This is a genomic window from Niallia sp. Man26, from assembly GCF_022049065.2.
Lineage (GTDB): Bacteria > Bacillota > Bacilli > Bacillales > Cytobacillaceae > Niallia.
Genome location: NZ_CP095744.1, coordinates 582,356 through 595,144 on the forward strand (window position 1 = coordinate 582,356; position 12,789 = coordinate 595,144).

Genomic DNA, 12,789 nt, shown 5'->3' on the forward strand with positions numbered 1-12,789 from the left:
ATATTAAGAGGTCAATTCCATTAATGATATATTAAGTTTAAGCACATTTACTCTTTCCTCTCCGAACAATCCCCATTCCTTTTCTTCTGTGTGACGTTCAATCAAGCTTTTCAGCTCTGACTTCGGTACATTAGTATGTTCAGCAACTCTATTAATTTGTGCTAATGCCGCTTTTGGAGTAATATGCGGATCAAGTCCCGATCCAGAATTTGTTATTAAGTCGATGGGCAAGCTTTTTAATGATACATCTGGATTCTCAGACTGCCATTCTGTAATAGACGCTTTTGTTCGTTCAAGCATTTCCTCATTTGTTGGAGCATAGTTATTTGTCCCAGAACTAGAAGCATCATAATCAATACTTGAAACTCTTGAATGAAAGAAGCCCTCATCAGCAAAAGACTGTCCAATTAACTCAGAGCCAATCACTTTCCCTTCGTTATTGTAGACGAGACTGCCATTTGCCTGTTCTGGCAGCAAAACAGCAGCAATACCAGTAACTGCTAATGGGTAAATCACTCCGCAAATAAGCATAAATAATAAGCTTGTTCTTGCAACGGTTGCAAACATGGTTTCATCCCTTTCCTTCCGTAACTGTTATATTACGAACGAAATTAATATATCTATTACCTTTATTCCAATGAATGGAACAATCACACCTCCTGCTCCGTAAATAAACAGGTTCTTTCTTAATAGTGCATCTGAACTCATTGGTTTATATTCTATCCCCTTCATTGCCAGTGGAATGAGGAGCGGAATAATGATTGCATTGAAGATCAATGCTGACAGAATAGCTGTAACTGGCGAGTGAAGTCCCATAATATTTAACGCACTGACCTCAGGGATTGCCAGCATAAACATCGCAGGCACTATCGCAAAGTACTTCGCAATATCATTGGCGATGCTGAAAGTAGTCAAGGCACCTCTTGTCATTAATAGCTGTTTGCCAATGCTAACTACTTCAATCAATTTAGTAGGATTAGAGTCTAAATCAACCATATTAGCAGCTTCTTTTGCTGCAGTTGTGCCACTGTTCATCGCCAAACCAACATCCGCTTGTGCCAGTGCAGGCGCATCATTCGTGCCATCTCCAGTCATAGCTACTAATTTCCCTTTTGCTTGTTCATGCTTTATTACTGCGATTTTATCTTCAGGCTTACATTCAGCAATAAACTCATCCACACCTGCTTCTTTGGCAATCGTTGCTGCAGTTAATGGATTGTCGCCAGTACACATAATTGATTTGATGCCCATCCGCCGCAGTTCGTCAAATCTTTCTCTCATCCCTGGTTTAACGGTATCTTTTAAATAAATAAGCCCAATAATTTGGTTGTCGATTGCCACTGCTAATGGAGTGCCTCCTGCTTGGGCTATTTTATTTGCTTTTCTGTCCAAATCTTCTGGCACATTGCCGCCGTTTGAAACAGCCCATTGTTTTATTGCGTCGACTGCCCCTTTGCGAACAAGTCTGCCATCAGGCAGATTTAACCCGCTCATTCTTGTATCAGCTTTAAATTCAACTATATCTGCTCCGGCTGCCAAGGATAAATCAATTGCATAGCCTTCCTTTTCCAACAATTCCAGAACCGAGCGCCCTTCTGGGGTTTCATCCTTAACAGAGCTTGCGGCAATCCACTTATAAAGCGTATTCTTATTCGTATTGCCAGTTGGCACAAATTCACTTGCCATCCTGTTCCCAAAGGTGATGGTGCCTGTTTTATCTAAAATGATAGTGTTAATATCTCCAGCTGCCTCGACTGCCTTACCCGACATTGCCAGAACATTAAATTTGGTCACCCTGTCCATCCCTGCGATTCCAATTGCAGAAAGAAGCCCACCAATTGTTGTGGGAATTAAGCAAACAAGCAAGGCAATAAGAACAGGCACTTGCAGCTGAAAGCCTAAGTAGTTTGTAAAGAATGGCAATGTCATGACAACGAATAGGAAGATAAGTGTTAAGCTGATTAACACCGTGTTTAAAGCAATTTCATTCGGTGTTTTTTGCCGTTCTGCACCTTCGACTAATGAGATCATTTTATCTAAAAAGGACTCGCCAGGATTGCTTGTTATTTTCACTTTTATTTCATCACTGACGACAAGTGTTCCACCTGTTACCGAATTAAAATCTCCTCCAGCTTCTTTCAGCACAGGTGCTGATTCACCTGTAATTGCCGATTCATCAACAGATGCCAACCCTTGAATCACTTCCCCGTCACCAGGTATCATTTCTCCTTGTTTAACTAGAACGATATCCCCTTTTTTTAAGCTGGAAGACGGAACTTGCATGATGCTGCCGTTAATAAGCAGGTTAGCAAACACATCTGTCTTGGAAGTCTTAAGCGCATTGGCCTGTGCCTTTCCTCTTCCCTCTGCAATGGACTCTGCAAAATTTGCAAACAAGACGGTGAATAACAGAATGATAGAAACAGTGATAGTAAACCAGCGATCACTTTCATGTGCTCCTAATATATTAGGAAAAAAGGAAAGAATGAAAGTGATAAAGAATCCTAATTCCACAATAAACATTATTGGATTTTTCACCATAAGCTTAGGATGTAGCTTTAGGAAGGAATCCTTCATAGCATGTTTGATAATATCATTATTCATTAAGGCTGTTTCTTTCTGAATTTGTACTTCCTCTTGTAAATTCATTATTTAACCCTCCATCACCATGTCAAAAATTCAGCAATCGGACCTAAGACAAGGACTGGAAAAAACGTCAAAGCTCCGACGATAAAAACCGTACCAATAAACAATCCACCGAATAAAGAAGTATCTGTTTTGAATGTTCCGGCAGTTTCTGGCACAATATTTTTGGATGCCAGACTTCCTGCGACTGCTAGCATCGTAAGAAGCGGAAAAAATCGTCCGATGAACATAGCAACACCTGTTGATATATTCCAGAAAGGAGTCGCATCACCAAGCCCTTCAAAGCCTGAGCCATTATTATTAACAGATGAAGTAAATTCATAGAGCACCTGTGTCAATCCGTGGAATCCTGGATTAGAAATTCCTTCATTGCCTAATGGGGTGAATAAAGCTAAAGCAGTTCCTGTCAGTATTAGACATGGCGAAATCAACAAGGTAACGGCAATCAGCTTCATTTCCTTCCCTTCAATTTTTTTCCCTAAAAACTCAGGTGTTCTTCCAACCATGAGCCCTGAAAGAAAAACAGCAATCAGCACATACATCATAATGTTGATAAAACCAGAGCCAACACCGCCGTAAACGGTATTTAAGAGCATATTCGACAATGTTAGCATCCCGGAAATAGGTGTCAGCGTATCATGCATCGTATTAACAGCACCTGTTTCTGTTGCAGTTGTTGTTATCGCAAACAAGACTGACTGAACAATGCCAAACCGAACTTCCTTGCCTTCCATACTGCCGTTTTCAGCTGATAATCCCATCTTAGTAAAAGCAGGATTTCCTTGATATTCTTGATAAAGGGAGGTGCTGAGAAACACAAGGAAAATCATAGCCATCGAAATAAACAATACTTTACCTTGTTTTTTATTTCCGATTATTTTTCCGTAAGTAATCGGAATAGAAGCTGGCAATAAGAACATTAAGATAATTTGCAGTGTATTTGAAAGTGCATTAGGATTTTCAAAAGGATGCGCTGAGTTCACTCCTACATATCCTCCGCCATTATTACCAAGCTCCTTAATCGATAAGAAGGAACCAATTGGACCTGTTGCTATAGTCTGTACATCTCCCTCGAGCGTCTCGGCCTCCATTGTTGTGTTCATTGTTTGTGGAACTCCGAGAGCAATAAATATAAAGCTAGTGACAAATGCAATCGGCAACAGTACCCTTGTTATGCTTCTGGTTAAGTCGATAAAAAAGCTGCCAAGCCTTTTCCCCGCTAATCCCCTTATAAATGCAATGGCAACTGCAAGAGCAGATGCTGGGGCGACAAACATCATGTAGATGATCGCAATCAATTGTGATAGCAGCGATAACCCTGATTCTCCGCTGTAATGCTGCAAATTCGTATTTGTCATAAAGCTTATTGCTGTATTAAAAGCTAAATCAGGACTCATGCCAGCAATATGGTTCGGATTTAAAGGAAGAAACCCTTGAAATCGGAAAATCAAATAGACTAATAGAATCATAAAACTGTTTGCTGCAAGCATAGACAAAGCATATTGTTTCCAAGTTTGTGTGTTATTTTTTATTCCGCCGAGTTTATATATCCACTTTTCAACAGGATTAAATATCTTATCCAGCTTTGTAGGATGCTCATTAAATGCGACCGCCATATAATTTCCCATAGGAATTACTAATAGCACTATGAGCAGAAGTGTAAGAATGATTGATAATATGGTGAAAACCAATTGTTTCCCCTCCGTTTATATTAAAATTTCTCAGGGTTCAGTAACGCATACAGCAAGTAGATGACAACACCTAGTGCCAGGACAAAAATAAACGTAATCATTTCTTTTCCTCCTGTTCGCCTACAGCTGTTTTTTGTTCACACCAAGTAATTAATCCAAACATAGCGGCTGTTGATATCCCAATAATCGCAAGCATAAGCAAGTCTTCCATATACTGCCCCTTTTCATTTTTGTTAATATTTACCATTAAAATTTTGCACAAAAAACCCCCTGTATTACACAAGGGGTTTAAATCCAAGGTAATACCTTCTGTCTTAACGCTTACGAGGTTAGCTGCCGGATTCGGGCCAAGATAGTAGCCCTACCTTCTCATAAAGGATTCACCCCGGTGAGTTTTGCTCACGTATTGAATGGGTCCCCCGCTCCAAATGGATTTCAGCGATACAAGATATTTTTATTTAATTACAGAAAAAAGACCGCGGAGGATTACCCCGTGGTCGAGTTGATTTTTTCGATCACCAGTTACACATCCTCTCTCTTTACGCTTACGAGGTTAGCTGTCGGATTCGGGCCAAAAGAGTAGCCCTACCTTCTACAGAAGGATTCACCCCATGTGATTGTTCATCACAGATTGGGTCCCCCGCTCTTAAAAAGACTCAGCGAATAAGAATTAATATTATGTTAGCAATCATACTCCTCCAATATTTTCTTGTAAAGACAGCTAATTGTTCAAATTTGTATAAATTACTCTTTATTTACTCGTTTAACCGAGATTTCATGTCCAAATATAACTCCAGCTCGAAATTTCTTTAAATATCTTAATATATTGTCAGTTTACAAAAAAATACTTGTGGCAAGACCTGAGATAAAACTTTCAAAGTCTTGCCACTACCTGTATGTTTTATTTATGATGCCTTTTTTTGACCCTTCGTCTTATTGATCCAAAAATTATCCATGTATTCAAGTGTTTTTCCCTTTGTTTCAGGGACCCATTTCCAGATAAATACTGCTGATAGAATGCTCATTACGCCATAAAAACCGTATGTTAACCCACCGCTGTATTCCATCATCATCGGATAGGTAGAGGAAATAAAATAGTTTGCTGCCCATTGTGCAGCAACAGCAACTGCTACTGCCTGCCCTCTGATTTTATTAGGAAATATTTCTGCAATAAGCACCCAGCAGATTGGTCCCCATGACATCATAAAAGATGCTGTATAAACAATAATAAAAATTAATGTGCTGATTCCAATGATATTGGCAAAAGCAAGGCCGGCTACACCAAACATTCCTATTGCCATCCCGATAGAGCCAGTTATTAATAACGGTTTCCTACCCCACTTATCTACGGTAAATATAGCAATAACAGTGAAAACGACATTAACAAGCCCCATAACGATTGTTTGCAGCATCGAAGCATCTTTTGCCGCACCCATGCTTTCAAAGATTCGAGGAGCATAATATAAAGCAACATTTATTCCTACAAACTGCTGAAAAACAGACAGCATTATCCCAATAACAATGACAAGCTTTCCAAAAGATAAAAGTTTAGCAGACTTTGTTGGTTCTTGTGTTACATTCAATGTCTGTTTAATTTCTTGTAGAATCGTTTTTGCTTGTTCTGCACCGTTTATCTTGGCTAACACATGCATTGCTTTAGTATCTTCTCTCTTAAACGCTAAGTAGCGTGGAGTTTCCGGAACTAAAAAGAGCAGCAGACCAAACAGCACTGCAGGTATTGCTTCCGAAGCAAACATATAACGCCAGCCAATTTCATTAACCCATTCTACCGTTTGTCCGTTTGCTATCCCCCAGTTAACAAAATAAACGACCAGCATTCCAAATATAATCATAAATTGGTTAAAAGAGACCATTTTACCGCGAATATCCGCTGGGGCAATTTCCCCAATATACATTGGAGTAATTGCAGATGCAAGCCCTACGCCAACTCCGCCAATGATTCGATACAAGTTAAACACAAACAACAATGCAATGCTTGGCTCCCCTTGCTGAAAGAAGAGAAATTCAGGGTATCCTGACCCTAATGCCGAAATAAAGAAAAGGACTGCTGCAATGATAAGCGACTTCTTGCGACCAAATGCAGACGCAAAATAACCTGATATTAATCCTCCGATAATACAGCCGATAAGTGCACTCGAAATAGTTGCACCATGCGCTAATGTTCCTAAATCTAAGCTTGTAATTAAATATGCTTGTACGGATTTTTCAGCCCCAGAAATGACTGCTGTATCATATCCAAATAAAAGGCCGCCAATTGCTGCTACGAGTGTTAATGAGAAGATATAGAGTGAATTTCGTTTCTGCTTCATAGTCTGCTAGACAGAGTATTAATTTGCTTTCTGCAAACTGCTCTGCCTATACCTCCTTCTATTTTATGTGTTTGAAAAACTAGGCAAACTTTCATTTAGCGGTGAATTTAGCTTAAAATGCTACCTGCAGCTAATTCTTGTCATCATTCCATCTCCTCTCCTATGTAAAGAAAGCGTTTTAATACGGTTTAATTATATCTCGAACACTTAGTTTGTGCAATCAACAAACTAAGTGTTTTTGTAATTATAATTAGACTAATACCTATCCGCTTAATAAAACTAATACTGTATCCTATTAAAAAGATGTCGTAATGACGAAAAATTTTTATTGCTGCTTACTTTTACATTTGGTCATGTGAAGGTTCACTACTTTAACTTGAGAAAAGCAAAAAGCGTTGTATAAACAACGCTCTAATCATAAACAACTTGATTACGTCCCAGCTTTTTCGCTTGATACAATGCTTTATCCGCTTTATTTATAAATAAGTTAATATCATTTACACCTTTATCAAAAGCTGCCACCCCTATGGAAACAGTGATGTTAATCGTTTCTCCATTACTTAACATAAATACGTGATCTTCTACCGATTTTCTAATCCGTTCACTAATTTCAGATGACAATTCGGTTGAACAGTCTACTAAAATAACGGTAAATTCCTCCCCGCCGTTCCGGCTAATGATATCGGTTGGTCTTGTGGAATTTTTGAGAATGCTACCAACCTCTTTTAACACCATATCTCCTTCTAAATGCCCGTAAGTATCATTAATTTTTTTAAAAAAGTCGATATCGATATATAGAAGTGTTAAAGCTTCATTCCTTGTTGCAGCCATTTTCATCAGTTTCTTACAAATATAATCAAATTTTCTAACATTATTTAGGCCTGTTAAGCTGTCTATCGTTGATTCTAACTTGTATTTATTAAATAACTCCTGGCTTGCTCTAATGTACTCGATTACGTTAAAAGATGCATAACCAGCTACATAGGTGAATATAACATGCAAAAACATCGAGAAAATATAATGTTTTATATCGTCTAATACAAAAAAATAAAGTATCGTCGTTAGTATAATATTTGTCGTAGTTAAAGTAGCAAATACCTTATGCTTACCTGAAATATTTCTATTAGCAATAAAGATAGAAACAAAGGCTATTAAAAACAAGACGATTATCACTACAAAAGAGAAGTCTCTGTTAATAAAAAAATCACCGAAAATGATTAACGCCGCACAAAGATAAGCAGGAATTCCCCTACCGTAATATGCAAGCAAGATAATTGGTAAATGGCGCAGATCGATTAAAAAGCTGCCATGAATGCTAAATATCATTAAAAGTATGCCAATAATTCCCCCTGCAAAACCCATAAGTAGTTTTATATGAAGTGGAGAATCTTGATGAAGCTGTGAATCCTTCATGACTCTGGAATAGAAAAAAAGGACAGAAATCAATATTGTTAAATTTACAAAAAAGTCCTTGATAATAATGATTGTCATTATTTTTATCACCTTAATTATTATTAATGGCTTAACTGCCCAATTACTGTTTATATCGGTAGCATTATATAGGTTTACAGCGATTTTACTTTTGTGTAAACAATATATTTTTTACAAAAAAATCTTATTAATTGGGAATAATCAGAAAATCTATAATATCTTTTTGGGACTATTTTTTAAACGAACAAGCAAATTTTTGCAAAATAAAAACACCTCCCGATATGCAATGAAACTGGTTCATTACGTATCGAAAGGCATTCCGTGCAGTAAGTCCAACTGCATTTGGTACGCGCCTTAGAGGATTCGAACCTCTGACCGTACGCTTAGAAGGCGTATGCTCTATCCAGCTGAGCTAAAGGCGCATGTTTTGTTTTCGTTATGTATATATTAATTTATATGGCTCCGCAGGTAGGATTCGAACCTACGACCGCTCGGTTAACAGCCGAGTGCTCTACCACTGAGCTACTGCGGAACAATAATATGGTGGGCCTAAATGGACTCGAACCATCGACCTCACGCTTATCAGGCGTGCGCTCTAACCAGCTGAGCTATAGGCCCATATTATTTTGGAGCGGGTGATGAGAATCGAACTCACGACATCAGCTTGGAAGGCTGAGGTTTTACCATTAAACTACACCCGCAAGGATAAAAAGGGAATAAATCATTCCCTTATGACTGGGCTAGCTGGATTCGAACCAACGAGTGACGGAGTCAAAGTCCGTTGCCTTACCGCTTGGCTATAGCCCAATGAATATGAAGAAAATATGGGGCGACTGATGGGAATCGAACCCACGAATGTCGGAGCCACAATCCGATGCGTTAACCACTTCGCCACAACCGCCAAGGTTATAAATGGTGGAGGGGGACGGATTCGAACCGCCGAACCCGAAGGAGCGGATTTACAGTCCGCCGCGTTTAGCCACTTCGCTACCCCTCCGATATTATATTACAAACATATTTAAAAATGGCGGTCCGGACGGGACTCGAACCCGCGACCTCCTGCGTGACAGGCAGGCATTCTAACCAACTGAACTACCGGACCAGATTGCGGGGACAGGATTTGAACCTGCGACCTTCGGGTTATGAGCCCGACGAGCTACCAGACTGCTCCACCCCGCGATAATATTATTTATTTAACTAATGGAGGAGGAAAGGGGATTCGAACCCCTGCGCGGTTTGACCCGCCTGTCGGTTTTCAAGACCGATCCCTTCAGCCGGACTTGGGTATTCCTCCTTGATAAAAGCATTCCGATGGTGGACCTTGTAGGACTCGAACCTACGACCGGACGGTTATGAGCCGTCTGCTCTAACCAACTGAGCTAAAGGTCCGAAATATGGTAGCGGCGGAGGGGATCGAACCCCCGACCTCACGGGTATGAACCGTACGCTCTAGCCAGCTGAGCTACACCGCCATATTATCATCCATACATTTTTATAAAATTGGTGGAGCCTAGCGGGATCGAACCGCTGACCTCCTGCGTGCAAGGCAGGCGCTCTCCCAGCTGAGCTAAGGCCCCGTTATTATTTTAGAATATTAATGGTCGGGAAGACAGGATTCGAACCTGCGACCCCTTGGTCCCAAACCAAGTGCTCTACCAAGCTGAGCTACTTCCCGATATGGCGCGCCCGAAAGGAGTCGAACCCATAACCTTCTGATCCGTAGTCAGACGCTCTATCCAATTGAGCTACGGGCGCATTTTTTTGGAGCGGAAGACGAGGTTCGAACTCGCGACCCCCACCTTGGCAAGGTGGTGTTCTACCACTGAACTACTTCCGCTTAGAGTATGAAATTAAATGGTGCGGGTGAAGGGAGTCGAACCCCCACGCCTTGCGGCGCTAGATCCTAAGTCTAGTGCGTCTGCCAATTCCGCCACACCCGCGTAAATGGTGAGTCATGCAGGATTCGAACCTGCGACCCTCTGATTAAAAGTCAGATGCTCTACCAACTGAGCTAATGACTCATCTCATTTTAAAAGATGGTGCCGACGAGAGGACTTGAACCCCCAACCTACTGATTACAAGTCAGTTGCTCTACCAATTGAGCTACATCGGCATTTATATGGTGGAGGATGACGGGATCGAACCGCCGACCCTCTGCTTGTAAGGCAGATGCTCTCCCAGCTGAGCTAATCCTCCGAATATTGGTGACCCATACGGGATTCGAACCCGTGTTACCGCCGTGAAAGGGCGGTGTCTTAACCGCTTGACCAATGGGCCAGTTTTTATATTTCTTCCTTGCTGATTCAGCGTTTATTTCGTTTGTTGTATCAGCGACAAGTAGTATTATATAACTCTATGCAAGTTAACGTCAACACTTTTTTAAAACTTTTTTTAAAAAAATAGGCTCATTTTTGCAAAATGCCGTCATATCAAGGAAAACCGCCCTGTTTTTAAGACGGTTTTTTTATTTTAAACGAAATATGTTTTAAAAAAAAGCACCCTTTGCACCAAAAAAACTAATGAAAACGAAGATTGATTTTTAGAATAGATGAAAAAGAAGCGGACATTTGCCCGCTCCTCCCTATTCAACTATTCCAAATTGCTTGCTGGACCAAAAAATTCAAAATGAATATTCTCCGCTGGCACATGCAATTCTTTTAAATGAGCGTTTATTAGTTTCATAAATGCAGTTGGTCCGCAGAAATAGAAATCCGCATCCTTACTTGGAACAATTGACTGCAGCCATTCAAGATCCATATAGCCTTCTTTATCAAATACCTTAGCTTCTATATCTTTTTCTGTTGGTGAAGAGTAAGCAACATAACTTCTTATATTAGTATGCTTGTCAGTTAGCTGTTGCAATTCTTGTTTCATTGCATGAACAGAGCTGTTCAATGCACCGTGAACAAACACTACTTCTCGCTCTGGCTGCTCTTTGACAATTGTGTTAAGCATGCTGATCATTGGGGTAATGCCGACACCGCCACTGATTAGTACAACTGGAGTTTCCTTTTGGTCAAGAACAAATTCCCCAGCTGGTGCACTTATTTCTAAGACAGAACCTGCTTGGATCTCATTATGAAGGTAATTGGAAACTACCCCATGTTCTTCTCGCTTCACACTTATACGATAGTAAGACTTGCCTGACGCATCAGATAAGCTGTAGTGGCGAATATGTGAATATTCTTCTCCTTCTGGATGCACTCTTACTGTTAAGTATTGACCTGGTAGGAATGATGCAATTTCCTGTCCGTCTTCTGCTTCTAAATAGAAGGATGTTATTACATCACTTTCTGCTACTTTCTTTGTAACGACAAAGTTTCGGAAGCCTTCCCAGCCGCCTGTTTGTTTTTTTGCTTCTCTGTACATATCTTGTTCAATACCGATAAAGGCATCTGCAATAACACCATAAGCCTCTGCCCATGCACCGATAATCTCATCTGTTGCGGCATCGCCCAATACATCCTTGATAGCTTGTAATAACGTTTCCCCAACAATTGGATAATGTTCTGGCAATACACCTAGCGCTCTATGTTTTTGCGCAATTTGTTTAACAACCGGAATAATCGCACCTAACTTATCAATATGAACCGCTGCTGCATAAACAGCATTAGCGAGAGCCGTTTGCTGCTTACCCTCTCTTTGATTAGCATGATTAAAGATATTCAATAATTCTGAATGATTAGTAAATAGTGTTTTGTAAAAGCGAGTTGTTATCTCTGTTCCATGCAATTCTAATACAGGCACAGTACTCTTAATAATTTCAATTGTTTTTTCATTTAACATGATTACTTCCCCCATCATTTAAACATGTATTCGTTCTACATGTTTCCATTATACTTAACTTAATTACAAAAGATATATTTTGAATACATCTTTCATAAATTTGTCACAATTACACATTAAGCGGTTAGGTGCTATAATAAAGAGAGCTTCAATGGAGGTTTTCTAATGAGATTAACAAATTATACGGATTATTCTTTACGCGTGTTAGTATATTTAGGATTAAAAAAGGACGGTCAATTAAGTACTATTCAAGAAATTGCCGATACATATAATATTTCTAAGAACCATCTAATGAAAATCATTCATCACTTAGGAAAACTTGGCTATATTGAAACAATCAGAGGGCGAAACGGCGGATTAAAACTCGCTATGAAACCTAACGAGATCAATATCGGGAAAGTAGTAACAGCAACAGAAGAAGATTTCCATATTGTCAACTGCTTCACTGAAGGAAGAAATCACTGCATCCTAACCCCTTCCTGTAAGCTAAAGCATGCTCTAAATGAGGCGCTTCAGGCATTCTTGTCCGTTCTTAACAGCTATACGCTAGAAGATTTCCTTCATAATGATGACGAACTTAATGCCTTAATTGGAGATCCATTTTCTAATAAATAAATGAGTACAAAAAAACCTCAAACTACTGCGTTTGAGGTTTACCTCTTTATCCTTACGTCTTCATTGTTTATACTGCTTAAATTGAAGACACTGCATGCTTTTATTAAATCTTTTCATTGTCTCTTACATCACAACTCTCAAACTGTTCCTTCCATCTTTCTATTAAGCTGACTCTTTTACATGTTATAAGTGATAACAATTGCATACATAAGTAAAAGCCTTGCTTGAATCATCATTATTCATGATTATTTTTTCCAATAGAAACATACCCCTCAATCGTTGGTTAATTA

Annotated in this window: 9 protein-coding genes, 21 tRNA genes and 2 riboswitches; of the genes, 1 reads left to right on the forward strand and 29 read right to left on the reverse strand. The window is 39.6% G+C overall.

All coding sequences use genetic code 11. From position 1 onward, the window contains the following. Positions 1-3: 3 nt before the first annotated feature. The 29 genes from kdpC to hmpA all read right to left on the reverse strand — a co-directional run bounded on the left by kdpC (position 4) and on the right by hmpA (position 11,884). Entirely contained in the window at positions 4-567 is a 564-nt protein-coding gene (gene kdpC / locus L8T27_RS22375; RefSeq protein WP_233314949.1) for a potassium-transporting ATPase subunit KdpC, read from the reverse strand. Positions 568-594: 27 nt separating this feature from the next. Then, on the reverse strand, positions 595-2,649 hold the full coding sequence (kdpB, locus tag L8T27_RS22380) for a potassium-transporting ATPase subunit KdpB (RefSeq protein WP_237943080.1): 2,055 nt from the start codon (positions 2,647-2,649) through the stop codon (positions 595-597). A gap of 14 nt (positions 2,650-2,663) precedes the next feature. Beyond that, a complete protein-coding gene (kdpA, locus tag L8T27_RS22385) occupies positions 2,664-4,337 on the reverse strand; it encodes a potassium-transporting ATPase subunit KdpA (RefSeq protein ID WP_282581468.1) in 1,674 nt (557 codons plus the stop codon). A gap of 20 nt (positions 4,338-4,357) precedes the next feature. Further along, positions 4,358-4,438, reverse strand: coding sequence for a K(+)-transporting ATPase subunit F (gene kdpF, locus L8T27_RS28975; RefSeq protein WP_396953832.1), 81 nt, complete (start codon positions 4,436-4,438; stop codon positions 4,358-4,360). Continuing rightward, positions 4,435-4,599, reverse strand: a complete 165-nt coding sequence (locus L8T27_RS22390) for a hypothetical protein (protein WP_237943082.1) — start codon at positions 4,597-4,599, stop codon at positions 4,435-4,437. Before L8T27_RS22390 ends, kdpF begins: the two co-directional genes overlap by 4 nt. A 42-nt stretch (positions 4,600-4,641) precedes the next feature. After that, positions 4,642-4,788, reverse strand: a riboswitch (cyclic di-AMP (ydaO/yuaA leader). 75 nt (positions 4,789-4,863) lie between these two features. Next, positions 4,864-5,009: riboswitch (cyclic di-AMP (ydaO/yuaA leader) on the reverse strand. A 233-nt stretch (positions 5,010-5,242) separates the two neighbouring features. Then, positions 5,243-6,667, reverse strand: a complete 1,425-nt coding sequence (xylE, locus tag L8T27_RS22395) for a D-xylose transporter XylE (protein ID WP_237943084.1) — start codon at positions 6,665-6,667, stop codon at positions 5,243-5,245. 411 nt (positions 6,668-7,078) lie between these two features. Further along, complete coding sequence (locus L8T27_RS22400; protein WP_237943086.1) at positions 7,079-8,158, reverse strand: GGDEF domain-containing protein; 1,080 nt, start codon at positions 8,156-8,158, stop codon at positions 7,079-7,081. A gap of 288 nt (positions 8,159-8,446) precedes the next feature. After that, positions 8,447-8,520 (reverse strand) — tRNA-Arg (locus L8T27_RS22405). 35 nt (positions 8,521-8,555) lie between these two features. Then, positions 8,556-8,630 (reverse strand) — tRNA-Asn (locus tag L8T27_RS22410). 9 nt (positions 8,631-8,639) lie between these two features. Continuing rightward, positions 8,640-8,716, reverse strand: a tRNA-Ile gene (locus tag L8T27_RS22415). A gap of 9 nt (positions 8,717-8,725) precedes the next feature. Beyond that, positions 8,726-8,799, reverse strand: a tRNA-Gly gene (locus L8T27_RS22420). A gap of 34 nt (positions 8,800-8,833) precedes the next feature. Next, positions 8,834-8,905 (reverse strand) — tRNA-Gln (locus tag L8T27_RS22425). Positions 8,906-8,923: 18 nt separating this feature from the next. After that, positions 8,924-8,999: transfer RNA gene (locus L8T27_RS22430), tRNA-His, on the reverse strand. Between the two features lie 12 nt (positions 9,000-9,011). Next, positions 9,012-9,095, reverse strand: a tRNA-Tyr gene (locus L8T27_RS22435). Positions 9,096-9,123: 28 nt separating this feature from the next. Further along, positions 9,124-9,200 (reverse strand) — tRNA-Asp (locus L8T27_RS22440). 3 nt (positions 9,201-9,203) lie between these two features. Further along, positions 9,204-9,277 (reverse strand) — tRNA-Met (locus tag L8T27_RS22445). A gap of 22 nt (positions 9,278-9,299) precedes the next feature. Next, a tRNA-Ser gene (locus tag L8T27_RS22450) sits at positions 9,300-9,392 on the reverse strand. A gap of 18 nt (positions 9,393-9,410) precedes the next feature. Then, positions 9,411-9,487: transfer RNA gene (locus L8T27_RS22455), tRNA-Ile, on the reverse strand. A 6-nt stretch (positions 9,488-9,493) separates the two neighbouring features. Then, positions 9,494-9,570: transfer RNA gene (locus L8T27_RS22460), tRNA-Met, on the reverse strand. Between the two features lie 29 nt (positions 9,571-9,599). Continuing rightward, positions 9,600-9,675 (reverse strand) — tRNA-Ala (locus L8T27_RS22465). Between the two features lie 21 nt (positions 9,676-9,696). Continuing rightward, positions 9,697-9,773 (reverse strand) — tRNA-Pro (locus tag L8T27_RS22470). Between the two features lie 3 nt (positions 9,774-9,776). After that, a tRNA-Arg gene (locus L8T27_RS22475) sits at positions 9,777-9,853 on the reverse strand. A 7-nt stretch (positions 9,854-9,860) separates the two neighbouring features. Beyond that, positions 9,861-9,935 (reverse strand) — tRNA-Gly (locus tag L8T27_RS22480). A gap of 18 nt (positions 9,936-9,953) precedes the next feature. Next, a tRNA-Leu gene (locus L8T27_RS22485) sits at positions 9,954-10,038 on the reverse strand. A gap of 5 nt (positions 10,039-10,043) precedes the next feature. After that, positions 10,044-10,119, reverse strand: a tRNA-Lys gene (locus L8T27_RS22490). A gap of 16 nt (positions 10,120-10,135) precedes the next feature. Beyond that, positions 10,136-10,211, reverse strand: a tRNA-Thr gene (locus L8T27_RS22495). Between the two features lie 7 nt (positions 10,212-10,218). Continuing rightward, positions 10,219-10,294: transfer RNA gene (locus L8T27_RS22500), tRNA-Val, on the reverse strand. Positions 10,295-10,300: 6 nt separating this feature from the next. After that, positions 10,301-10,375: transfer RNA gene (locus L8T27_RS22505), tRNA-Glu, on the reverse strand. A gap of 312 nt (positions 10,376-10,687) precedes the next feature. Continuing rightward, the gene (gene hmpA / locus L8T27_RS22510; RefSeq protein ID WP_237943087.1) at positions 10,688-11,884 is read right to left on the reverse strand and encodes an NO-inducible flavohemoprotein; all 1,197 of its coding nucleotides are present in this window, start codon (positions 11,882-11,884) and stop codon (positions 10,688-10,690) included. Between the two features lie 165 nt (positions 11,885-12,049). On the opposite strand from hmpA, the gene L8T27_RS22515 reads away from it, so the two are divergent. Further along, on the forward strand, positions 12,050-12,499 hold the full coding sequence (locus L8T27_RS22515; RefSeq protein WP_237943089.1) for an RrF2 family transcriptional regulator: 450 nt from the start codon (positions 12,050-12,052) through the stop codon (positions 12,497-12,499). The last annotated feature ends 290 nt before the right edge of the window (positions 12,500-12,789 follow it).